The following is a 21,736-nucleotide window of genomic DNA, read 5'->3' as shown; positions in this document are numbered from 1 at the left end:
TCGGGCCAAGTCGGTGCCGCAGCCGTTTCAGCGTTGCTGAAACAAACGCAAACTTACGTCCCGTCGTGCCGACGGTTGATCGCGGGGGAAAAACCACCATGATGTGCGGCATGAAGCGGCTTGTATCCCTGTTCGCGTTGCTGCTGCTGTGCATCACCAGCCCGGCCTATGCCCAATCGATCCTGCGCGATGCGGAGAGCGAGGCGCTGCTCGCCGACATGTCGCGCGACATCATCAAGGCGGCGAACCTGTCGCCCGCCAATGTCCGCATTGTCCTGATCAATGATCAGTCGATCAACGCCTTTGTCGCGGGCGGACAGACCGTCTATCTCCATTCGGGCCTGATCGACGCAGCCTCGAGCGCCAATGAGGTGCAGGGGGTGATCGCGCACGAAATCGGCCACATCACCGGCGGTCACGTGCCCTTGGGCGACCGGATGGGCAAGGGCGCGACCGGCATCACGATCCTCAGCCTGTTGCTCGGCGCGGCGGCGATGGCGGCCGGCTCGGCCGATGCCGGCATGGGCCTGATGCAACTCGGCCAGCGCGCCGCGATGGGCAATTATCTGGCCTTCAGCCGCGCGCAGGAGGCGACGACCGACGCCGCCGGGGTCAAGTTCCTGTCCGGTGCCGGCGTCAGCGGGCGCGGCATGCTCGACTTCTTCAAGAAGCTGCAGCAGCAGGAATTCCGCTGGGGCCTCAAGCGCGGCAGCGATACCAGCTATGTGATGAGCCACCCCATGTCGGGCGACCGCGTCGCAACGCTGACGGCCGACCTCCAGGCGGATCCGGCCTGGAACAAGCCCAGCGATCCGCAGATCGAGGCGCGGTTCAAGCGCGTCCAGGCCAAGCTGCGTGGCTATGTGACCGAGCCCAAGGATACGCTGCGCCGCTATCCCGCGACCGACACCAGCGTGCCCGCGCGCTATGCCCGCGCCTATGCCTATCACCTCGGCGGCTATCCCAAGGAAGCGGCGGGTGAGGCGGCGGCACTGGTGCGCGCAGAGCCCGAAAACCCCTATTTCCTCGAGCTGGAAGGACAGATCCTGCTCGAATCGGGCAAGCCGCGCGATGCGCTCGCTCCGCTGCGCGCAGCGACGGCCAAGACCAATTTCCAGCCGCTGATCGCCACCACCTTCGGCCACGCGCTGCTCGCGACCGAAGATCCCGCGCATCTGGCCGAGGCAGAGACGGTGCTGCGTCAATCGGTGGTGCGCGACAAGGAGAACCCTTGGGCCTGGTATCAGCTCGGTATGTTGTACGAGCGCAAGGGTGACGGCCCCCGCGCCGCACTCGCGACCGCCGAACGCGCCAGCATGATTGGTGATCTCGGTCGTGCCATCCCCAGCGCGCAGGTGGCAATGGCCGGGCTGCCCCAGGGCACGCCTGACTGGATTCGTGCGCAGGATATCGTCATGGCCGGTCAGGCGATGATGCAGGACAGGAAGCGCAAGTGATCGAAAAACTGGCGAAGAGCCCGCTGGCGCTGGCCGGCACGTTGGTGCTGTCCGGCGTGATCGGCGGTTTGGTCGTAGTCGGTGTGCAGGCGTTGGCGCCCAATGGAGCAGCGCGCGACGACAAGGCGATCGGACAGGTCGTGCGCAACTATGTCCTCGAAAACCCGGAAATCCTGCCCGAGGCGATGAAGCGGCTGCAGGAGCGCGAGAGCGGGAAGGCGGTCGCCGCCAACCGTGCAGCGATTTTCGACGCCTATGCCGGGGCGTGGGAAGGCAATCCGTCGGGCGATGTAACCGTGTCGGTGTGGATGGACTATGCCTGCGGCTATTGCCGCGCCAGCCTGCCGATGATCGCGCGATTGGTGGCGGAGGATCCCAAGGTCCGCATCGTCTATCGCGAATTGCCCGTGCTGAGCGAGGGTAGCCGCGTTGCCGCACGCTGGGGCCTCGCCGCTGCCGAGCAGGGCAAGTTCAAGCCGTTCCACATGGCGCTCTATTCGGGCGGTCAGGTGAGCGAGGCTTCGATCAACGCGGCCGCCGCGACCGCCGGGCTGGACGCCGCGCGCGCGCAGCAGTCGATCGGCAGCGCGCGGGTCGAGGCGGAGGTTGCACGCAATCTCGACGTCGCAAGCAAGCTGGGGGTTACCGGAACGCCAAGCTGGGTGATCGGCGATCAGGTGATTTCGGGCATGGTCCCCTATGAAGTTCTGAAGCAGGCGGTGGAAGCCGCGCGGCGCAAAGGTAAATAATCCGCGCGGCCTTGTTCGGCCTTTGTCCCGTGCCTAGATGCCGCCCTCCACATGCGGGGGCCAAGCATGCAACCCATCCTATCCGTTCGCCCAATTCTATCTGTTAGGGGCGTCAGCAAGACCTATGCCTCGGGGCATCGGGCGCTGGGCGCGGTCGATCTCGACATCAACAAGGGCGAGATTTTCGCGCTGCTCGGCCCCAATGGCGCGGGCAAGACGACGCTGATCAGCATCATCTGCGGCATCGTCACGCCCTCGTCCGGCACGATCCACGTCGGCGGGCATGATGCGATCGCCGACGCCCGCGCCGCGCGGATGATGATCGGACTGGTGCCGCAGGAATTGTCGGTCGACATGTTCGAAACCGTGCTGGCCACCACTTGCTACAGCCGCCGCCTGTTCGGCCGCCCTGCCAATGACGCGCATATCGAACAGGTGCTGAAAGACCTGTCGCTATGGGACAAGCGCAACTCCAAGATCATGGAGCTGTCGGGCGGCATGAAGCGCCGCGTGCTGATCGCCAAGGCGCTGGCGCATGAGCCGGACGTGCTGTTCCTCGACGAGCCGACCGCTGGGGTCGATGTCGAACTGCGCCGCGACATGTGGAAGCTGGTCCACCGGCTGCGCGAACGCGGCGTGACGATCATCCTGACCACCCATTATATCGAGGAGGCCGAGGAAATGGCCGACCGGGTGGGCGTGATCAACCGCGGCGAATTGCTGCTGGTCGAGGACAAGGCCGTGCTGATGAAGAAGCTGGGCAAGCGCGAACTGGACCTGTCGCTGGTCGAGCCGATGACCGTGATCCCGCCCGAACTCGCCGAATGGCAACTGACGCTGACCGATGAAGGGACGCGGCTGCGCTACACGTTTGACGCGCAGGCGGAGCGGACCGGCATCCCCTCGCTGCTGCGCAAGCTCGGCGAGCTGGGCATCGCGTTCAAGGATCTCGACACATCCAAGTCGAGCCTTGAGGACATTTTCGTCGACCTTGTGGCGGCCAAGCGGGAGGAAGCGGCGTGAAGGGATTCAACCATCACGGCGTCTGGGCGATCTATCGCTTTGAAATGGCGCGCGCGCTGCGCACCTTGTGGCAGAGCCTGGTCACGCCGGTGATCACCACTGCGCTCTATTTCGTCGTGTTCGGCGGCGCGATCGGGTCGCGGATGCAGGAGCTGGACGGCGTCTCGTACGGCAGCTTCATCGTGCCGGGCCTGATCATGATGAACCTGTTGCAGCTGTCGATCTCCAACGCGTCGATCGGCATCTACTTCCCCAAATTCACCGGCACCGTATACGAACTCCTGTCCGCACCGGTGACGGCGTGGGAGATGGTGATCGGCTATGTCGGCGCGGCGGCGACCAAGTCGATCGCGATCGGCCTGATCATCCTGTTCACCGCGATGGCGTTCGTTGATGTGCCGATCGCGCATCCGTTCATGATGCTGACGATGCTGGTGCTGACTGCGGTCACCTTCTCGATGCTCGGCTTCATCATCGGTATCTGGGCCAAGGGGTTTGAACAATTGTCGTTCGTCCCCGCGCTGATCGTCACTCCGCTGACCTTCCTTGGCGGCGCCTTCTACACCATCAGCATGCTGCCCGAACCGTGGCGGACGATCAGCCTGGCCAATCCGGTCGTCTATCTGGTCAGCGGCTTCCGTTGGGCGTTCTTCGACAAGGGCGATGTCGCGATCGGCGTCAGCCTGGGCTTCACCGCTGCCTTCCTGGTCGCCTGCCTCGCCGTGATCGGCTGGATCTTCAAGAGCGGCTGGCGGCTGAAGAACTGACCGGAACCAGCAATGGTCGCAGCACCAGCGCGTTGAGATTGAGCAGCGCGTGAACCAGCATCGCGAACCATAGCTGGCCGGTGGCGAGGTAGAGGATCGCCACCGTCACGCCGACCAGCGCCGACGCTGCAACGCCCGCCCAGCCCTGATAGCGATGAGCATAGGCAAACAATGCGGTCGCTAATGCAACGCCGAGCAGTGCGTTTCCTGTGACTCGCGCCGCGAACAACGGGAGCGCAAGGCGGAAGAACAGCTCCTCCACCACGCCGGCGGTAATTCCCAGCGTCGCGGTCCAGCCGGTCTCGCCGGGCGTGCGCGGGAGGAGGGCGGCGAACTTGCCCGCGATCAGCTGACGCTTCCCGCGATGCGCGCGCCACCACGCGATCCCCAGCCCGATTACGGCCCCGCCCGCAAATCCGGCCAGAACCGCGATCTTGAGCTGCAGGACATTGCCACCGAAGCCCGCAAGGCGGCGCGCGGCGGGGACCAAGGGCGCGAACTCGGTCGGCAGGACTCCGATCGTTTCCCATCGCCCCGCGACCAGCAGCGCCACCAACGCGCTCGCCCCGAACGCCAGCGGCGCGCGGCGCATCCAGCGACGATAGCTGGCGATCCGGTCAGCAGGAGCGCTCCCGCTGCGGTCGCCGCGAATGTACCAAAGATACGCGCCGATCAGCGCGACCAACAGAAATGCGTCGAGGAGCGCGACGCCCATCAATCGATGCGATGCTCGCCCTTGACCCAGCGCACCGTGCCGCTGCTGGCGCGCATGACGACGCTCTCGGTCGTCATCTTGCCCTTCTTGCGCTTGACGCCGGCAAGCAGCGACCCGTCGGTCACGCCGGTCGCGGCGAAGATGCAGTCGCCCTTGGCCAGCTCCGACAGGTCATATTGCTTGTCGAGGTCGCTGATGCCCCATTTGCGCGCGCGAGCACGTTCATCGTCGTTGCGGAACAACAGCCGGCCCTTGAACTGCCCACCGACGCAGCGCAGCGCCGCGCAGGCAAGCACACCCTCGGGCGCGCCGCCCTGGCCCATATAGACATCGATCGTAGTGTCGGGATCGGTGGTGGCGATCACCCCGGCGACGTCGCCATCGCCGATCAGCACGACGCCGCAGCCGAGCGACCGCAGCTCCGTGATCAGCTTTTCATGGCGCGGGCGATCGAGCACACAGGCGATGATTTCGCGCGGCTCGACGCCCTTGGCGGCGGCAATCGCGCAGATATTGTCGGTCACCGACTTGTCGAGGTCGATGACGTTGGGCGGATAGCCCGGGCCGACCGCGATCTTGTCCATATAGACATCGGGCGCGTTGAGCAGATTGCCTTCTTCGGCAATGGCGAGGACGGCCAGGCTGTTCGGCCCGGCCTTGGCGCAAATCGTGGTGCCTTCCAGCGGATCGAGCGCGATGTCGATCTTGGGACCCTTGCCCGGCGCCGATCCGACCTTTTCGCCGATATACAGCATCGGTGCCTCGTCGCGCTCGCCCTCACCGATCACTACGGTGCCATCCATGTAGAGCTCGTTGAGCGACGCGCGCATCGCCTCCACGGCGGCGGCGTCGGCTGCCTTTTCATCGCCGCGCCCGGTCAGCGTCGATGCGGCGATGGCAGCGGCTTCGGTCACACGGACCATTTCGAGGACGAGAACGCGGTCGAGAACCTGGCTGGCGGTCTGCATGGGGCTGGCTTGTCCTCTTTTGCCTTGATTGAGGGCGGCGATAGGGGGGTGTGCAAGGCTTGTCGATGCCCGCTAACGCTGTCATCGCAACCAAAATTCGCATCGCCGCGCGAATGGTAACTGACGTTACGGACTCGTTGACGCGATCCATCTTGCAGTGCAGCACGCGCAACATGGCCAGCGCACCCCCCATCACCAACAATCCCGATGTCCGTTTTCTGGGCCGCGTCCTTGGCGACGTGATCCGCGCTTATGGCGGCGAAGCGCTGTTCCGGCGCATCGAATATATCCGCTCGGCATCGGTCGACCGGCATCGCGGCATCGCGGGCGCGGACTCGATCGATCCCGGGCTCGACAGCCTCAGCCTGGACGAGACGCTCGATTTCGTGCGCAGCTTCATGCTGTTTTCGATGCTCGCCAACCTGGCCGAGGACCGGCAGGGCATCGCCGCCGAACCGGGCGCGGATATCGAGCATGCCGTGGCCAAGCTCAAGGAGCACGGCATCGGGCGTGAGCGGATCGCCGAGTTGCTGGCCGATGCGCTGGTCGCCCCGGTGCTGACCGCGCACCCGACCGAGGTGCGGCGCAAGTCGATGCTCGACCACCGCAACCGCATCGCCGAGCTGATGCGGCTCAAGGACCAGGGCATCGTCGAGACGCCGGACGGCGATCTGGTCGATGAGGCGATCGTGCGGCAGGTTGCCTTGCTCTGGCAGACCCGCGTGCTGCGCTTCGAGCGGCTCTATGTCGCCGACGAGATCGAGAATGCGCTGTCCTATCTGCGCGACATTTTCCTGCCCACGCTGCCCGCGCTCTACGCCCGCTGGGACCGCGCGCTGGGCAGCCGCGTTCCGGCGTTCCTGCGTCCGGGCAACTGGATCGGCGGCGACCGCGACGGCAACCCGTTCGTCACCGCCGATTCGATGCGCCTCACCATGGCGCGCTCGGCCGAAACGGTGCTGACCTATTATCTCGATGCCGTGCACGCACTGGGTGCCGAAATCTCGATCTCCGCGCATCACGCGCAGATCGATGACGGGGTGCAGGCGCTGGCGGAAACCAGCGGCGACGATGCCGCCAGCCGCAGCGACGAGCCCTATCGCCGGGCAATCTCCGGCATCTACGCGCGCCTCGCCGCCACGTATCGCGACCTGACCGGCAAGGCGCCGTCGCGTCCCGGCGCGCTGAAGGGCGAGCGCTATCCCGACCCGGCGGCGTTCCGCGCCGACCTGTCGGCCATCGCCAAGGGGTTGGCCGCGCAGGGTGGCGAGACGCTGGCGTCGAGCGGGTCGCTCGGCCGCCTGATCCGCGCGGTCGACATTTTCGGCTTCCATCTCGCCACGCTCGACATGCGCCAGAACAGCGCGGTGCATGAGCGCGTGGTCGCCGAACTGCTCAAGGTCGCCGGGGTCGAGGCCGATTACACCGCGCTCGACGAAGACGCGCGCATCGCGCTGCTCCGCCGCGAACTGGCCAGCCCGCGCCCGCTCACCAGCCGCTATGCCGATTACTCCGACGAAACCGCGTCGGAACTCGCCATCGTCCACGCCGCCGCCGAGGTTCACGCGCGCTACGGCCGCGCGGCGATCAGCCAATATATCGTGTCGATGGCGCAGTCGGTGTCCGACTTGCTGGAAGTCCATGTCCTGCTCAAGGAAGCCGGGCTCTACATCCCCGGCGAGCCGGCGGTCGCGCACATCATGGCGGTGCCGCTGTTCGAGACGATCGGCGATCTCGACGCCGGGCCGGAGATCATGCGCGCCTGGTTCGCGCTGCCCGAGGTCGCGGCGATCGCAACCAAGCGCGGGCATCAGGAAGTGATGATCGGCTATTCGGACTCGAACAAGGACGGTGGTTACCTGACCTCGACCTGGGGGCTGTCCAAAGGATCGACCGCGCTGCGTCCGGTGTTCGAGGAAGCAGGCATCGGCATGCAGCTGTTCCACGGTCGCGGCGGCGCGGTCGGGCGTGGCGGCGGATCGTCCTTCGCGGCGATTCAGGCGCAGCCACCCGGAACGGTGCAGGGCCGCATCCGCATCACCGAACAGGGTGAGGTGATCGCCGCCAAATATGGCACCCGGGAAAGTGCGCAGACCAATTTGGAAGCGATGGCCTCGGCCACGTTGCTCGCCAGCCTGGAACCGCAGCGCTTGTCGGAGGCCGATGCCGCGCGGTTCGAAGGCGCGATGGAAGAACTCTCGACCACCGCGTTCAAGGCCTATCGCGACCTCGTCTATGGCACCGACGGCTTCACGACCTTCTTCCGCCAGCTAACCCCGATCGCCGAAATCGCCGGCCTCAAGATCGGCAGCCGCCCGGCCAGCCGCAAGAAGAGCGACGCGATCGAGGATCTGCGCGCGATTCCCTGGGTGTTCAGCTGGGCCCAGGCGCGGGTGATGCTGCCCGGTTGGTATGGCGTGGGACAGGCGCTGGCGGCGTTCCCCGACCGCGGTCTGCTGCGCGAGATGGCGGCGGGCTGGCCGCTGTTCGCCTCGACGCTGGCGAATATGGAGATGGTGCTGGCCAAGTCCGACATGGGCATCGCCGAGCGCTATGCCGCGCTGGTCGAGGATCGGGCGCTGGCCGAGGGGATCTTCGGCGGCATCCGCGATGGCTGGCGCACCACGCACGATCAGTTGCTCGAGGTGACGCGCCAGACGCGGCTGCTCGAAAAGCACCCGGCGCTCGAAACCTCGATCAAGTTGCGGCTGCCCTATATCGAGCCCCTCAACCTGTTGCAGGTCGAACTGCTCAAGCGTCACCGCGCGGGCGAAACCGATCCCAAGATCGAACAGGGCATCCTGCTATCGATCAACGCGATCGCGACCGCATTGCGCAATTCGGGCTAGACACCTTCGAGGAACGGTGCGGCAATCTCCGGCCGCACCCGCACTAGTCGCCCGGTGGCGCGGTCCAGCATTGCCCAGGTCGACACTGCCTCCACCTTCACCCGCCCGTCGGCATCCGTGAAGCGCATATGCCGGTCGAAGCGCGCGCCCTTGGGCGGTTCGGGGACCCAGGTTTGGGCAGTCACCGTCTCGCCCGCCACCACATTGCCGCGATAGTCGATCTCGTGCCGGGTCACGACCCAGATATAGGCATCGCGATACTCCGGCGCGGCGACTGCGGTCCAATGCGCCACCGCCACATCCTGAATCCAGCGGACCCAGACCGCGTTGTTGACATGGCCGAGCTCGTCAATGTCCTCGGGAGCGGCGGTGATGACTTTGGTGAAGCGCGGCATGGGTTGACGTTTACGGCAACTTGGCCGCGCTGCAAACAGGCGTTCTGGTCAGTCGATCTTCATCCGCTCATGCCCGACAAAGGCGAGCTTGCTGACCCCGGCGCGCTTCACCTGCGCCAGGATCGCATCGAACCGCTCGTAGCGCGCCGCCTCATCGGTCTTCAGCAGCAACGGTGCATCGGCCGACGCGCCCGCCTTGAGCAATGCCGGAAGCTGCGCGTCCGAAATTCGCGCCCCGTCCCACCATAATGTCCCATCGGCGGTGATATCGAGCTGATGCGGCTGGCCCGGCGGTGCCGTCCCGTCACCCTGCGGCAAGTCCACCGGAACCTTGTGGGTCAGGCTGGGGATGGTGACGATCAGCATGATGAGCAGCACCAGCATGACGTCGATCAACGGGGTGATGTTAAGCGCGCTGAACGGTTCGTCATCGGCGGCGCGGCGATAGGCAAGAGCACGGGGCATCGAATACCTCCTCTCGTTACGAGATGTTGTATCATGCCATATTTCAGGTAGCGCGCAAGTCTTCAGCGGCTTTCATATTGCCAGTTGCGCTTCGTGCCCTCGCGGACCTGCGCCTTCATCGCGGCGGCATCGATGCGCGGATCACGGGGCATGGCGCGGTTCCTCCCGTCGCCATGCTCCGCTGTCTTTCCTCGCCTGTCAATCGCAGCCGATCAGGGGTTCAACGCCGCCGATTCGGGATCGTCCAGATCGTCGTCATCGACAACATTGCTGTCGAAATCATCCTGCAGCGAATCCTCGATCTCGTCCTCATCCTCGTCGGGATCGCCAATGGCCTCATCCGCCACTTCGTCGGCGGCCAGCAGAACTTCGTCTTCATCGTCATCGGCATCGATCTCCGCGCCGAGGTCGGGCGCAAGATCGGTCAGCAACGTGCCGTTGCCCGGGCCGCCGACCGTCGCCTCCAATATCTCTGCGCGCTGGCTTTCGTCATAGCCGTCTTCGTCATAGCCGTCGTCGCCGGTTCCATGACCCTGCACCTGATGACCACCCATTGCCGTCTCCTTGCGTTCAACTGCATGCGCGAACGGCGGGCAAGGGCGGCTGGTTCCGTCTGGTGCGTCAGACGGCGTCAGCTGCGACGAAACAATTTGCCGCGCTCGGTGACGAAGACGATCGCCAGCGCTGTCAGGCCGAGCGTGGTGAAGCCGATATAGAGGGGCACGGTGGTGCCATCGAACGATTGACCGATCACTGCGCCCAGCACCGCGGCGCCCAGCGTGGCGATGAAACCCTGAAGGCTGGACGCGCGTCCGGCGATTTCGCCCATATTCTCCATCGCCATCGCCGAGAAATTCGAGTTGGCGAGGCCCATCGCCGCCATCATCGGTGCCTGCAGCACGATGAAAATCCACAAGGTCTCGCCATAGAAGAGGATGATTGCGAGGTGGATTGCGGCGAGCAGCGTCGTCGCGACGATGGCGAGATGCGACAGAAAACGCATCCCGAACCGCATGACCAACCGCGAATTGGCAAAGGCGCTCGCCGCCATCAGCCCGGCGATGGACGCGAACACGACGGTCAGCAGCTCGGGGCGCTTGAACACATCATACACGATCTGCTGGATCGATCCGATGAAGGCAAAGAAACAGCCGGTAATGGCGGCGGTCGCAAAGGTGTAGCCGACGGCCCAGCGGTCGCGGAACATGATGCGATAGCCGCGCCAAATCTCCTTGAGGTCAAGCCGGTTGACCGATGCCGGGTCCAGCGTTTCGGGCATGCGGATCAGGAACCAGCTCAGCACCAGCGCCGCGACGATCCCGATCCCGCCAAAGATCGGCCGCCACGATTCGAAGATCATCACCATCAGCTGGCCCCAGGCGGGTGCCAGGACGGGCACGATCATGAACGTCATGAAGGCGAGGCTCATCACCCGCGCCATCGCCCGCCCCTGAAAACAGTCGCGCACCAGCGCCACGGTGACCACGCGCCCGGCGGCAACCGCCGCGCCGCTCGCTGCGCGCGCGATCAGCAGCAGTTCGAAACTGGTGGCGCTCGCCGCGATCAGATTGGTCACCACATAAAGTGCCAGCGCGACGCCGATCACCGGTTTGCGACCGAAGCGGTCGGCAAGCGGGCCGTGCACCAGCTGCGCGACGGCGAAGCCCAGCATGAAGGCGGTGATCACATATTGCCGGTGGTTTGGCTCGCTCACCCCCAGCTGATCGGCGATGGCGGGCAGGGCGGGCAGCATCGAATCGATGCCCAGCGCGGTCAGCGCCATGATCGACGCGATCAGTGCGACGAACTCGCCCATCGGGATCGGGGATCGGTTTTCCGGCGTCTTCGCTTCGGCAGATTGGGTAAGCGCGTCCATGCGGAGCCCATGCCGCATTGCAACCAACGCGTCACCCCCGGGATTTGACCTGTGCGCAAAAGCGCGATAGTGTATTGCTTAAATAACACGCTTGGAGTTTTGTGATGAAACCAATCTGGCTTGTGCTTCCGCTCGCGGCCGCGCTCGCCGCCTGTGGCGGGAACGGTGAGGGGACCAGCATCTCGATCGAGGGCGACAATGGCTCCGTCACCGCCCAGGCGGACAAGGACGGCAAGGTTTCGGTCAAGGCGCCGGGCTTCGAAGGCTCGATCAAGCTGCCCAAATTCAACATCAGCGCCGAAAATTTCGAGGTCGATGGCGTCAAGCTTTATCCCGGCGCGACCGTCTCCAGCCTCAACATCGACGATCGGCAGGACGGCACCCAGTCGGGCGGCGTCAAGGTAACGTTCGACGCTCCGGCGGAGGCCACCCGCGTGCGCGACTGGTTCCGCGAGCAGATGGAGGGCGCGGGCTTCACCGTCACCGGCAATCGCGACGAACTGACCGGCAAGACCAAGTCGGGCAGCCCTTATACGCTCAAGATCGACAGCACGGGCGATGCCAAGAGCCGCGGCACGTTGACGGTCTCCGGAAACTAATCCTCCCATCCGCCGTCCACGCGTAGGCGGACGGCGCAGCGGGAGGGGCGCACGGCACCCGCGCTCCTCCCGCGCTTTTCCATCCTGGATTTCCCGCCCCTGTTCGATCGTCACCAAGGCGACTATTTGAGGGAGATTCGTTTCCCGGAGTCGCTTTGAAATGTCCGATACCGTTCTCGCCGAAGTCCCGCTTGTCAGCCTGGCCGATCAGGCGCGCGATCCTGAGGGCTTTGCCGCCGCGCTGGGCGGTTCGTTCGAGCGGTTCGGCTTTGCGATGGTTGCTGATCACGGCATTCCGCAGGATCTGATCGACCGTGCCTGGGCGATGACCAAGGCGTTTTTCGACCTGCCTGAGGACGTCAAGCGCGGCTATTTCGTCGCGGGTGGCGGCGGCGCGCGCGGCTATACCCCGTTCAAGACCGAGATCGCCAAGGGTGCGACCCATGTCGACCTCAAGGAATTCTGGCATATCGGGCGTGAGCTGGCGGCGGGGCACCGCTTTGCGGAGCTGATGTCCCCCAATATCTGGCCCGACCAGCCCGAGGGGTTCCGCGAGACGTTCGTCGAGCTGTTCGCCGCATTCGACACCGCCGGGGACAAGCTGCTCTCCGCGATCGCGGTGCATCTCGGCCTCGCCCCCGACTGGTTCGATCATGCGGTGGCGGACGGCAATTCGGTGCTGCGCCTGCTCCATTACCCGCCGGTGACCGAGGATGCGCCGAACGTCCGTGCCGGGGCGCATGAGGACATCAACCTCATCACCCTGTTGCTCGGTGCCGAAGAGGCCGGCCTCGAATTGCTCGACAAGGATGGCGAATGGCTGCCGGTCAAGCCGCCCGAAGGCGCGTTGGTGGTCAATGTCGGCGACATGCTGCAGCGGCTGACCAACCATGTCCTGCCCTCGACCACCCACCGCGTGGTCAATCCGCCGGTCGAGCGGCGCGGCCATTCGCGCTATTCGATGCCCTTCTTCCTCCACCCCGCGCCCGATTTCTTAATCAAGGCGCTGCCGCAAACCGTGACCGCCGAGAATCCGGAGCGGGAGCCGCCGATCACCGCGCACGACTATCTCGCCGAGCGGCTGGCCGAGATCGGGCTGACGAAGAAATAGAAAAAATATCTCCCCTCCCGGCAAGGGAGGGGGGTATGGGCGGCAAAGTCGGCTCGGGCGATGCCCGGGCCGTTGCCGCTTACAGGGATGAAGACATGACCGAACCGCTTCGCGTTGCACTGGCTGGCCTTGGCACGGTGGGCGCGGGCGTCATTCGTCTGATCGACGCCAATGCCGATCTGATCGCGCGGCGCGCAGGGCGACCGATCGAGATCGTCGCCGTGTCCGCGCGCGACCGGACCAAGGATCGCGGCGTCGATATCACGCGCTTCGACTGGGTCGATGACATGCGCGATCTGGCGCAGCACCCGCGCGCCGATGTCGTGGTCGAGCTGATCGGCGGGTCGGACGGTCCTGCACTCGCGCTCGCGCGCGCGACGCTGGCGGCGGGGAAGGGCCTGGTGACCGCCAACAAGGCAATGATCGCGCACCATGGCCTCGAACTCGCGCATGTCGCCGAACAGGCCGACACGCCGATGAAGTTCGAGGCGGCGGTGGCGGGCGGCGTGCCGGTGATCAAGGGGCTCCGCGAGGGGGCTGCCGCGAACGTGATCGACCGCGTCTATGGCATCCTCAACGGCACCTGCAATTTCATCCTGTCGAAGATGGAGGCCGAAGGCCGCGACTTCGCCGAAGTGCTCGCAGAGGCGCAGGCCAAGGGTTTTGCGGAGGCGGATCCGAGCTTCGACATCGACGGCGTGGATGCCGCGCACAAGCTGTCGATCCTAGCCAGCCTTGCCTTTGGCACCCAGCCGGCGTTTGGCGATGTTGCGATCGGCGGCATCCGCCACCTGCTCGCCGCCGATATCGCCGAAGCGGCGGCGCTGGGCTATCGCATCCGCCTGCTCGGGATCGCCGACCTCAACGGCGACGGCCTGTTCCAGCGCGTCCACCCGCATCTCGTCCCGCTCGCCCATCCGCTCGCGTACGTCACCGGCGCGACCAATGCGGTGGTGGCGGAAGGCAATTTTGTCGGGCGCCTGTTGTTCCAGGGGGCGGGCGCGGGGGATGGCCCCACGGCCAGCGCCGTGGTCGCCGACCTGATCGACATCGCGCGGACCGAGTTCGGCCCGCCCTATGCGATGCCCGCAGCCAGTCTCGCCAAGGAACCCGCCTCGCCGAGCGGGGAGCGGCGCGGGCGCGCCTATCTGCGCTTTACCGTTCCCGACAAGGTCGGCGTGCTGGCCGAAATCGCGGCGGCGATGCGCGATGCGGGTGTGTCGATCGAATCGCTGATCCAGCGCGGCGCGATGGCAGATGGCAGCGTGCTGCTCGCGATTGTGACGCATGAGGGGCCGGAGCGCTGTGTCGCGCAGGCGCTGGAGAAGCTGCGCGGCTCACAGAGCCTCGCGGGCGAGCCGATGTGGATGCATATCCTGGGCGAGTGAGGTCGGGTTAAGGCGCCGGCTCGCGCTTGCGCACCACTTTGCCGTCGAAGCCGACACCGACGGTCACTCCGACCATTCCACCACATTGCGTGAGGAACGGGCCGGACACGCCGCACTGGAACATCGTGTCCTCCAGCACCCGTGCCGTTTCGGCAGGCCGGTTGTCGACCGCGCGGGCGGTGACGAACGGGACGCGATATTTCTTGTCCGCCTCACGCAGCGCGCAGATCGTCACTTCGTCCGGATCGGCGGTCTTTTCGCATGGGATGACGGCACGCGTCTTTTCGCGATGGGCGCGCAACAGCGAGTCATCGGCACCGGACTGGAATGCAAGGGCAAGCAGCAACAGGGACATGGCATCGAACCTCCCGGTCCGATGATAGCATGGCCCTTACGTGCCCGAAACGGGAATCAGTCGGTGGCGGTTGCCTCTGCCGCGTCCGCAAGCGCAATCTGCACCACCGCGCGGCCGCGGCGGACAATGCCCAGCTCGCGCGCGGCCGCTTCGGACAAATCGAGGATACGGCCCTTGTGAAACGGCCCGCGGTCGTTGATGCGGACGATTACGCTGCGTCCGGTCGACGGATCGGTGACGCGCAATTTGGTGCCGAAGGGCAGGCTGCGGTGCGCGGCGGTCATGCCCTCGGGATCGAACCGCTCACCGCTCGCCGTGCGGTTGCCGGCATGGGCGTCGCCATAATAGCTCGCCATGCCGCTCGCGAGGATCGTCGATGTTCCGGCAGCGGCGGGGGCAGGGGCGGCGTCCTGTGCCGCGACCGGCGCAGCAGCGGTCAGCAATGCAACGGCGATGATGTTCCGCATGGTCCCCGGCCCCTTTCGGTGCGGGGGTGAAACAGACGCGGCGCCGGACGGCAATCCGTCCAGCGCCGCGCTGTTTGGATTTTGCGGTCAAACGTCGAGATTGGCGACGCTGAGCGCGTTTTCCTGGATGAATTCGCGGCGCGGTTCGACGACATCGCCCATGAGCCGAGTGAAGATCTCGTCCGCCACGTCCGCTTGATCGACCTGCACCACGAGCATCGAGCGGTTCGACGGGTCGAGCGTGGTTTCCCACAGCTGTTCCGCGTTCATCTCGCCCAGCCCCTTGTAGCGCTGGATCGACAGGCCCTTGCGGCCCGAGGCGAGGATCGCGTCGAGCAGCTCGCTTGGGCGGGCGACCAGGGTTTCGCCCTTGGCAGCCGCGACGGGCAGATCCTCTTCGCTTTCTGCAACCGGAGTCACATCATCGGCCTGCGCGGTCTTGGCCGAGACGAGCTTGGCGATCTGCGCATAGCTGTCGGCCTGTTCGGCGGCGAGCGTATGGAGCTTGCGCCCTTCGGCCGAGGTCAGGAATCCGACTTCGATGATGTGGTGGTCGGTCACGCCGCGCCACCAGCGCTCGAAGTGGAAGCCGCCATCGTCGGTCACGCGCGCGGTCCAGCGCGCATCGGCATCGGTGAGGTCGAGCCGCTGCGTCACCGCCGCCAGCCGCTCGCCACGCTGCTCGCGTGTCGCTTCGGGATCGAGCGCGCGGCCCAGCGCCAGCGCCTCGATGATCGAGGGATCATAGCGGCGCGGGACGTAGCGCATCAGCGTCTTCATGCGGCGCGCATGCTCGACCAGGTTCGCCAGATCCTCGCCGAAGCGCGTGCCCGTCGCGGTTTCCAAACGATTGCCAGCGACGCCCGCTTCGACCAGATAATCGTCGAGCGCGGCATCGTCCTTCAGATACACTTCCGACCGGCCCTTGGTCGCCTTGTACAGCGGCGGCTGGGCGATGAAGAGATGCCCCGCATCGATAATCTCGGGCATCTGGCGGTAGAAGAAGGTGAGCAGCAGCGTGCGGATATGCGCGCCGTCCACGTCGGCGTCGGTCATGATGACGATCTTGTGGTAGCGCAGCTTTTCGAGGTTGAAGTCGTCGCGGCCGATGCCGGTGCCCATCGCCTGAATCAGCGTGCCGATTTCCTTGGACGACAGCATCCGGTCAAAGCGCGCGCGCTCGACGTTCAGAATCTTGCCGCGCAACGGCAGGATCGCCTGGAAATGGCGGTCGCGGCCCTGTTTCGCCGAGCCGCCGGCCGAGTCACCCTCGACCAGGAACAGTTCGGACTTGGCCGGATCGCGCTCCTGACAATCGGCGAGCTTGCCGGGGAGCGAGGCGATGTCCATCACGCCCTTGCGCCGGGTCAGTTCGCGCGCCTTCTTCGCCGCCTCACGCGCGGCGGCGGCGTCGATCACCTTCTGGATGATCGCGCGGGCGAGCGCGGGGTTTTCCTCGAGCCAGTCGGACATCTTGTCCGCCATCAGCGCTTCGAGCGGCTGGCGGACTTCGCTGCTGACCAGCTTGTCCTTGGTCTGGCTGCTGAACTTGGGGTCAGGCAGCTTGACGCTGACGATCGCGGTCAGACCTTCGCGCATGTCATCGCCGGTCAGCGTGACCTTTTCCTTCTTCAACAGGCCCGACTTGTCGGCATAATTGTTGATCGTGCGGGTCAGCGCGGCGCGGAACGCGGCCAGGTGCGTGCCGCCGTCACGCTGCGGGATGTTGTTGGTGAAGCAGAGGACATTCTCGTAATAGCTGTCGTTCCACTCCAGCGCGACGTCGATTCCGATATCGTCGCGCTGCCCGGTGACCGAGATCGGCTCGGGGAACAAAGGCGACTTGTTGCGATCGAGCCACTTCACGAACGCAGCGATCCCGCCTTCGTAGAACAGTTCGACTTCCTTGACCTCTTCGTGCCGCGCATCGCGCAGGAACAGGCGCACGCCCGAGTTCAGGAACGCCAGTTCGCGATAGCGATGCTCGAGCTTGTCGAAATCATATTCGATCTGGTTCTTGAACGTGCCACCGTCGCCCGGCGTCTTTTCGGTCGAGGCGAGGAAGGTCACGCGCGTGCCCTTCTTCCCGTTCGCCGGGCCGATCACCTTGAGCGGGGCGACGGCGTCGCCATAGGCAAAGCGCATGTAATGCTCCTCGCCATCGCGCCAGATGTTGAGATCGAGCCATTCCGACAGCGCATTGACCACCGACACGCCGACGCCGTGCAGACCGCCCGAAACCTTGTAGGCATTGTCGTCCGACGTATTTTCGAACTTACCGCCGGCGTGCAGCTGGGTCATGATGACTTCGGCCGCCGATACGCCCTCTTCGGAGTGGATCCCGGTCGGGATGCCGCGACCATTATCCTCGACCGAAACCGAGCCATCGGGGTTCAGCTGGATGATGATCTTGTCGCAATGGCCGGCCAGCGCTTCGTCGATCGCATTGTCCGAAACCTCGAACACCATGTGGTGGAGGCCCGATCCGTCATCGGTGTCGCCGATATACATGCCCGGCCGCTTGCGCACCGCGTCGAGGCCCTTGAGGACCTTGATGCTGTCGGCGCCGTAGGCGTTGGAGTTGGGGGCGGAATCGGTGGTGTTGTTGTCGTCTGATGCCATGCCCAGCATATAGGGTCGACCGTCACAAAACGGAAGCGAAATGGGCGTTATGCGGGGTGGATCGCGCCGTCCCGAACGCTGAGCCGGGTGGCAGCTCCCGCCTCGGCGAACAGCGCAGGCTCGGTGCCGGTCATCCACACCTGTCCGCGCCCGGCAAGGCGTTCGAACAGCGCCGCTCGGCGCGCGGGATCGAGATGCGCGGCGACCTCGTCGAGCAGCAGGATCGGGGCGCGGCCGGTGCGGTCGGCGACCAGTTCGGCATGGGCGAGCACGATTGCGAGCAGCAGCGCCTTTTGCTCGCCGGTCGAACAGAGATGCGCGGCCTGGCCCTTGCCGAGATGGGTGACCGCGAGGCCCTGACGATGCGGGCCGACAAGGGTGCGACCGGCCGCCGCGTCGCGGCTGCGGCCTGCGCGGAGGCGCGCGGCAAGATCGGCGGCGTCATCGCCTTGTAGTCCCAAGCCCGCACGCGCGAACGGCCCTTCGGGTTGTGCTGAGAGGCGCTCGGCGAGTTGAGTCACGGTGGTGCGGCGCGCCGCGTCGATCGCTGCGCCATGGTCGGCCATGCGCGCCTCCACCGCGGTAAGCCAGTCGGGATCGGCAGGCTCCTCTGCGCCCAGCAGCCGATTGCGCTCACGCATCGCGGCTTCGTACCGCGCGCTGTGGTGCGCATGGGCGGGGACGAGTGCGAGGGCCAGCCGGTCGAGGAAGCGCCGCCGCTCGCTCGCCGGTTCGGCGAACAGCCGGTCCATCGCGGGCGTGAGCCAAAGCACGGTCAGCCACTCGCCCAGCGACGTTGCCGCAGCGGTGGCGCCGTTGACGCGGACGATGCGGCGTTCGGGCGCGGACGGCTGGGTGCCGGTACCGATTGTAATCTCCCCTCCCGCTTGCGGGAGGGGCCGGGGGAGGGCCTGTCCTCGTCGACCGGCTTCGTTGAGTGTTGACAGGCCCTCCCCTAACCCCTCCCGCAAGCGGGAGGGGGACAAGTCGGCGGCCACCCCGAACCCGCCGCTGCCACCCTGCCGCGCCATTTCGGTCAGCGGCGCGCGGCGCAGGCCACGACCGGGGGCGAGCAGCGAGACCGCCTCAAGCACGTTCGTCTTTCCCGCGCCATTGTCGCCCGCCAGCACGACAAAGCCTGGGCCCGGGGTCAGGCCAAGGGAAAGTACCGTGTCGCGATGGTTGCGGAAATCGGTGAGGACGAGGCGGGTCAGGGCCATTGCCGGGCTGTAGCCTTCCCGCTTGCTGCCGACCAGCATTTGCGCAACCAATGTCGCCGGGGGGACGTATGAAGCGACTGATTCTGGCGGCGGTTCTGCTCGGCACCACGGGTTGCGGGGGCGATCCAGCTACAAGGGTGATCGACGGGCTTGAGGCGAGCTACAGCAAGGAAGGTCGGCTCGACGCGATCACGATCAATTTCGATGACGATGGCAATGCGCGGCTGTGGGCCGGAAAGCGGCGCGGCATCATCGTGCGCGACGGCCAGGACTATCTGATGAACGAGCGTCGCGTCGCGATCGACAAGACCAAATACAAGATGGAGCCGGTCGCGGCATTGCGCGGCGACGTGATGGCGGCGCTGTCCGCGCTGGCGGATGCGCAACGCAAGCGCGTCGAGCAGGCAGAGGCGGCGGCGAAGGCGTCGGGTGAATTGCGCCCGGATGGCACCCGGGTCGTGCGCTTGTACGATGGGCGGGAAATGCTGATCACGCCCCCGCCGGTGGTCATGTTTCAGGTCGTCCCCGTAGGCACCGAAGAAGTGGGTGGCCGCAGCGGCAAGGTCTGGCGGTTGAGCGCGGTGGGCGACCCGCGCCCCAACGGACTGGAAGCCGTGATGTCGAGCGATCCGGAATTGGCGCAGGTCGGGCGGCTGATCCGCATGCACATGGCGCCCGCCGATGTCGCCGCGCTGGAGCCCGAGGGGACACGCCGCAACCTGGCCAAGGCGGCGGCGGAATTGTTCGGCAAAGGCACATTGCTGCGGCTGTCGGTGCGGGGTGAGGCGGGGCAGACGATGGAGCTATATCGCCTGCAGCGTTTCGGCCCGGCGAGCTTCCGCGGCGCGGTCCTCCAGCTTCCCGCGACTGTGCGCGACCGCAAGACGCTGCGCGACGATCTGAAGGTGTTGACACCGGTGGAGGACGACAGCCCGATGCGCGGGATGCAGCGTTAAATCCCGATCAGGCCCTTTTCGCGCAACTCCGCCTGCGCCGCGCGGTAGAGCGCCGGGTCGCCGATGTTGAGCCGCGCGCGCACGGCGTCGATCGGTTCGGCGAGCAGCAACTCGTAATCCTCACCCGAGAGCCAGCGCGCGGCCTTGCCGTGGCGATAGCCTTCGCGCACCGCCTTGGCGAAGCTGCGCGATCCGGTGACGCGCAGGCTTTTGAGCGCGGCGCCCAAGGCGATGAACGCCCAGCCAAGACCGCCGGTCTGCGCATAGGAAAAGGCGACGAGGCACGCCTCGCCTAGCGGTTCGTCGGCCTGATAGCCGGTGATGACGTGCCAGATGTCATGAATGTCGCGCTCGCGCCGGCCGTACCAGGCGTGCGGATGTTCGATCCCGCGTTCGACATCGGCGTCGGCGTAGCTCACATCGGCCAGGCCCTGGGCCGAATAGCCGGTGCGGTCGAGAAAGGCACGATAGGCGGCCCCGACGCTGCCCTCGGGCAGCGAATCGATCCAGGACCGGTCGGAAAATTTCTCCGCCAGTTCGGTCCGGCGATAAGCGATCCGGCCGCCATCCGGCGTCATCAGCAGCCGACGATAATTCTTGCCCACCGTGTCGCCATTCAGCGCACGCATGATCCGGAACACCTGCACCGTATCGTCGCCATTGGCGAGCAGACGGCGCAGCGCAGTCAGCGCCGTCCCCCATTCGCGCTTGCGCGGTTTGCTCCAGTCGATCGCCTGAGTTGCCATGGGAACCACCGTTACTGACAAATGTGTCAATAAGTGATTAGCCGCAATTATGCAAGGTGACAAGAGCTCTTGACAGGGCGTCGCGAATCATGACAAGAGCTCTTGTCATATGGACAAGACTTCTGGACAGTTCCGGTGAACAACCGGTTGCGTATCTTGCGGGCAGAGGCGGGCCTCAGTCAGGGCGACCTCGCCCGCCTGCTCGGCGTTTCGCGCCAGACCGTGAATGCGGTCGAGACGGACAAATATGACCCAAGCCTGCCGCTGGCGCTGCGGATGGCGAAAATCTTTGGAGTGGCAGTCGATGAAATCTTCCTCGATGACTGGATCGCACCCGCCCGTGACTGAATTCACCCGCGCACAACGCTGGCGTCGTCACACAGTCGAAGCGCTGATCGGCGGCGTGATCGGGGCCGGGTTCGGTTTTGGTATCGCCAAATTTGTCGATGTAACCGGATTCGAACGCTGAACCATCGCCGAACTTGCCTCGATCGGCATCGCATTCATGCTGCTGTTCATGGGCGGTTTCGTGCTGGTGATGACCGCTTCAGAGCAGCGCTGGCGACGCTTGGTCGCGTTCCGCCAGCCGGGAGGCGAGCCGCCGGACCGCGACTCGATGCTGGCAATTCGGCGTCAGGGCCTGATCATCGCGTTGGCCGGGCCCATTCTCGCCGCGCCGCCGGTGCTGGCGCACCTCGGTCTGGGTGACAGCGGCCGGGCAATCGGCGCGGCGGGCGTGCTGGCGGCGCTCGCGGTGCAAACCTGGTTGAACTGGCGGCTTTATCGCACGAGCGACGAGCTGATGCGGCAGGTGACGATCCTGGCCGGCGCGGTGTGCTTCTGGGGTGCGCAGCTGGTGCTGTTCATCTGGGCCACGCTGGCCAAGCTGGGTCTTGTCGCCGATGTCGACAGCTGGACGCTGCTGACGCTGGTGATGGCGGTGTATCTGGTCGTATCGACCTGGATCGGCTTTCGGCGCGGGCTCGGCCAGCTGTGATCGATGCGGGC

At 65.7% G+C, this 21,736-nt stretch carries 23 protein-coding genes; 12 read left to right on the top strand and 11 right to left on the bottom strand.

Annotated elements, in window-relative coordinates:
• Positions 1–101: 101 nt before the first annotated feature.
• From ACRYLO_RS11535 to ACRYLO_RS11520, 4 genes are all read left to right on the top strand, one after another.
• The gene (locus tag ACRYLO_RS11535; RefSeq protein ID WP_482660289.1) at positions 102–1,457 is read left to right on the top strand and encodes a M48 family metalloprotease; all 1,356 of its coding nucleotides are present in this window, start codon (positions 102–104) and stop codon (positions 1,455–1,457) included.
• Positions 1,454–2,206 carry a DsbA family protein gene (locus ACRYLO_RS11530; protein ID WP_482660288.1) on the top strand — a complete coding sequence of 251 codons (753 nt, stop codon included), beginning with the start codon at positions 1,454–1,456 and terminating at the stop codon, positions 2,204–2,206. The genes ACRYLO_RS11535 and ACRYLO_RS11530 overlap by 4 nt, the downstream gene beginning before the upstream one ends.
• A gap of 66 nt (positions 2,207–2,272) precedes the next feature.
• Positions 2,273–3,229: an ABC transporter ATP-binding protein gene (locus ACRYLO_RS11525; RefSeq protein WP_482660287.1), complete on the top strand. Its 957-nt coding sequence runs from the start codon at positions 2,273–2,275 to the stop codon at positions 3,227–3,229.
• The gene (locus tag ACRYLO_RS11520) at positions 3,226–3,996 is read left to right on the top strand and encodes an ABC transporter permease (RefSeq protein WP_482660286.1); all 771 of its coding nucleotides are present in this window, start codon (positions 3,226–3,228) and stop codon (positions 3,994–3,996) included. Before ACRYLO_RS11525 ends, ACRYLO_RS11520 begins: the two co-directional genes overlap by 4 nt.
• On the opposite strand, the gene ACRYLO_RS11515 is transcribed toward ACRYLO_RS11520, so the two are convergent.
• On the bottom strand, positions 3,968–4,711 hold the full coding sequence (locus ACRYLO_RS11515) for a CPBP family intramembrane glutamic endopeptidase (RefSeq protein WP_482660285.1): 744 nt from the start codon (positions 4,709–4,711) through the stop codon (positions 3,968–3,970). The genes ACRYLO_RS11520 and ACRYLO_RS11515 overlap by 29 nt on opposite strands.
• Positions 4,711–5,679: a class II fructose-bisphosphatase gene (gene glpX, locus ACRYLO_RS11510; RefSeq protein ID WP_482660284.1), complete on the bottom strand. Its 969-nt coding sequence runs from the start codon at positions 5,677–5,679 to the stop codon at positions 4,711–4,713. Before glpX ends, ACRYLO_RS11515 begins: the two co-directional genes overlap by 1 nt.
• Before the next feature lie 173 nt (positions 5,680–5,852).
• Here glpX and ppc point away from each other — a divergent pair, with 173 nt between their 5' ends.
• A complete protein-coding gene (gene ppc, locus ACRYLO_RS11505; RefSeq protein ID WP_482660283.1) occupies positions 5,853–8,528 on the top strand; it encodes a phosphoenolpyruvate carboxylase in 2,676 nt (891 codons plus the stop codon).
• Here the strand turns inward: ppc and ACRYLO_RS11500 are convergent.
• The 4 genes from ACRYLO_RS11500 to ACRYLO_RS11485 all read right to left on the bottom strand — a co-directional run bounded on the left by ACRYLO_RS11500 (position 8,525) and on the right by ACRYLO_RS11485 (position 11,264).
• Positions 8,525–8,923, bottom strand: coding sequence for an acyl-CoA thioesterase (locus tag ACRYLO_RS11500; protein WP_482660282.1), 399 nt, complete (start codon positions 8,921–8,923; stop codon positions 8,525–8,527). The genes ppc and ACRYLO_RS11500 overlap by 4 nt on opposite strands.
• A gap of 48 nt (positions 8,924–8,971) precedes the next feature.
• A complete protein-coding gene (locus tag ACRYLO_RS11495) occupies positions 8,972–9,388 on the bottom strand; it encodes an ExbD/TolR family protein (RefSeq protein WP_482660281.1) in 417 nt (138 codons plus the stop codon).
• Between the two features lie 212 nt (positions 9,389–9,600).
• Positions 9,601–9,942 carry a DNA primase gene (locus ACRYLO_RS11490; protein WP_482660280.1) on the bottom strand — a complete coding sequence of 114 codons (342 nt, stop codon included), beginning with the start codon at positions 9,940–9,942 and terminating at the stop codon, positions 9,601–9,603.
• Positions 9,943–10,019: 77 nt separating this feature from the next.
• Entirely contained in the window at positions 10,020–11,264 is a 1,245-nt protein-coding gene (locus tag ACRYLO_RS11485; RefSeq protein WP_482660279.1) for a multidrug effflux MFS transporter, read from the bottom strand.
• A gap of 104 nt (positions 11,265–11,368) precedes the next feature.
• On the opposite strand from ACRYLO_RS11485, the gene ACRYLO_RS11480 reads away from it, so the two are divergent.
• The 3 genes from ACRYLO_RS11480 to ACRYLO_RS11470 all read left to right on the top strand — a co-directional run bounded on the left by ACRYLO_RS11480 (position 11,369) and on the right by ACRYLO_RS11470 (position 14,362).
• Entirely contained in the window at positions 11,369–11,863 is a 495-nt protein-coding gene (locus ACRYLO_RS11480; RefSeq protein ID WP_482660278.1) for a hypothetical protein, read from the top strand.
• Between the two features lie 160 nt (positions 11,864–12,023).
• Positions 12,024–12,974, top strand: coding sequence for an isopenicillin N synthase family dioxygenase (locus tag ACRYLO_RS11475; protein WP_482660277.1), 951 nt, complete (start codon positions 12,024–12,026; stop codon positions 12,972–12,974).
• Between the two features lie 95 nt (positions 12,975–13,069).
• Positions 13,070–14,362, top strand: a complete 1,293-nt coding sequence (locus ACRYLO_RS11470) for a homoserine dehydrogenase (RefSeq protein ID WP_482660276.1) — start codon at positions 13,070–13,072, stop codon at positions 14,360–14,362.
• 7 nt (positions 14,363–14,369) lie between these two features.
• Here the strand turns inward: ACRYLO_RS11470 and ACRYLO_RS11465 are convergent, their stop codons facing one another.
• From ACRYLO_RS11465 to ACRYLO_RS11450, 4 genes are all read right to left on the bottom strand, one after another.
• Positions 14,370–14,717, bottom strand: coding sequence for a hypothetical protein (locus tag ACRYLO_RS11465; RefSeq protein ID WP_482660275.1), 348 nt, complete (start codon positions 14,715–14,717; stop codon positions 14,370–14,372).
• A 56-nt stretch (positions 14,718–14,773) separates the two neighbouring features.
• On the bottom strand, positions 14,774–15,184 hold the full coding sequence (locus ACRYLO_RS11460) for a septal ring lytic transglycosylase RlpA family protein (RefSeq protein ID WP_482660274.1): 411 nt from the start codon (positions 15,182–15,184) through the stop codon (positions 14,774–14,776).
• Positions 15,185–15,271: 87 nt separating this feature from the next.
• Positions 15,272–17,806, bottom strand: a complete 2,535-nt coding sequence (gene gyrB, locus ACRYLO_RS11455) for a DNA topoisomerase (ATP-hydrolyzing) subunit B (RefSeq protein WP_482660273.1) — start codon at positions 17,804–17,806, stop codon at positions 15,272–15,274.
• Positions 17,807–17,853: 47 nt separating this feature from the next.
• The gene (locus tag ACRYLO_RS11450) at positions 17,854–19,026 is read right to left on the bottom strand and encodes a DNA replication/repair protein RecF (RefSeq protein ID WP_482661732.1); all 1,173 of its coding nucleotides are present in this window, start codon (positions 19,024–19,026) and stop codon (positions 17,854–17,856) included.
• 68 nt (positions 19,027–19,094) lie between these two features.
• Between ACRYLO_RS11450 and ACRYLO_RS11445 the strand changes: the two genes are divergently transcribed.
• A complete protein-coding gene (locus tag ACRYLO_RS11445) occupies positions 19,095–19,982 on the top strand; it encodes a hypothetical protein (protein ID WP_482660272.1) in 888 nt (295 codons plus the stop codon).
• On the opposite strand, the gene ACRYLO_RS11440 is transcribed toward ACRYLO_RS11445, so the two are convergent.
• Positions 19,979–20,728, bottom strand: a complete 750-nt coding sequence (locus ACRYLO_RS11440; RefSeq protein ID WP_482660271.1) for a Coq4 family protein — start codon at positions 20,726–20,728, stop codon at positions 19,979–19,981. The genes ACRYLO_RS11445 and ACRYLO_RS11440 overlap by 4 nt on opposite strands.
• Before the next feature lie 135 nt (positions 20,729–20,863).
• On the opposite strand from ACRYLO_RS11440, the gene ACRYLO_RS11435 reads away from it, so the two are divergent.
• The 3 genes from ACRYLO_RS11435 to ACRYLO_RS11425 are packed head-to-tail and all read left to right on the top strand — an operon-like array spanning position 20,864 to position 21,725.
• On the top strand, positions 20,864–21,076 hold the full coding sequence (locus ACRYLO_RS11435) for a helix-turn-helix transcriptional regulator (RefSeq protein WP_294015146.1): 213 nt from the start codon (positions 20,864–20,866) through the stop codon (positions 21,074–21,076).
• The gene (locus ACRYLO_RS11430; RefSeq protein ID WP_482660270.1) at positions 21,069–21,197 is read left to right on the top strand and encodes a hypothetical protein; all 129 of its coding nucleotides are present in this window, start codon (positions 21,069–21,071) and stop codon (positions 21,195–21,197) included. Before ACRYLO_RS11435 ends, ACRYLO_RS11430 begins: the two co-directional genes overlap by 8 nt.
• 36 nt (positions 21,198–21,233) lie before the next feature.
• Entirely contained in the window at positions 21,234–21,725 is a 492-nt protein-coding gene (locus tag ACRYLO_RS11425) for a hypothetical protein (protein ID WP_482660269.1), read from the top strand.
• Positions 21,726–21,736: the final 11 nt, after the last annotated feature.

The organism is Sphingomonas sp. SDUR79, from assembly GCF_056821745.1.
This window is presented reverse-complemented; position numbering and strand designations above follow the sequence as displayed.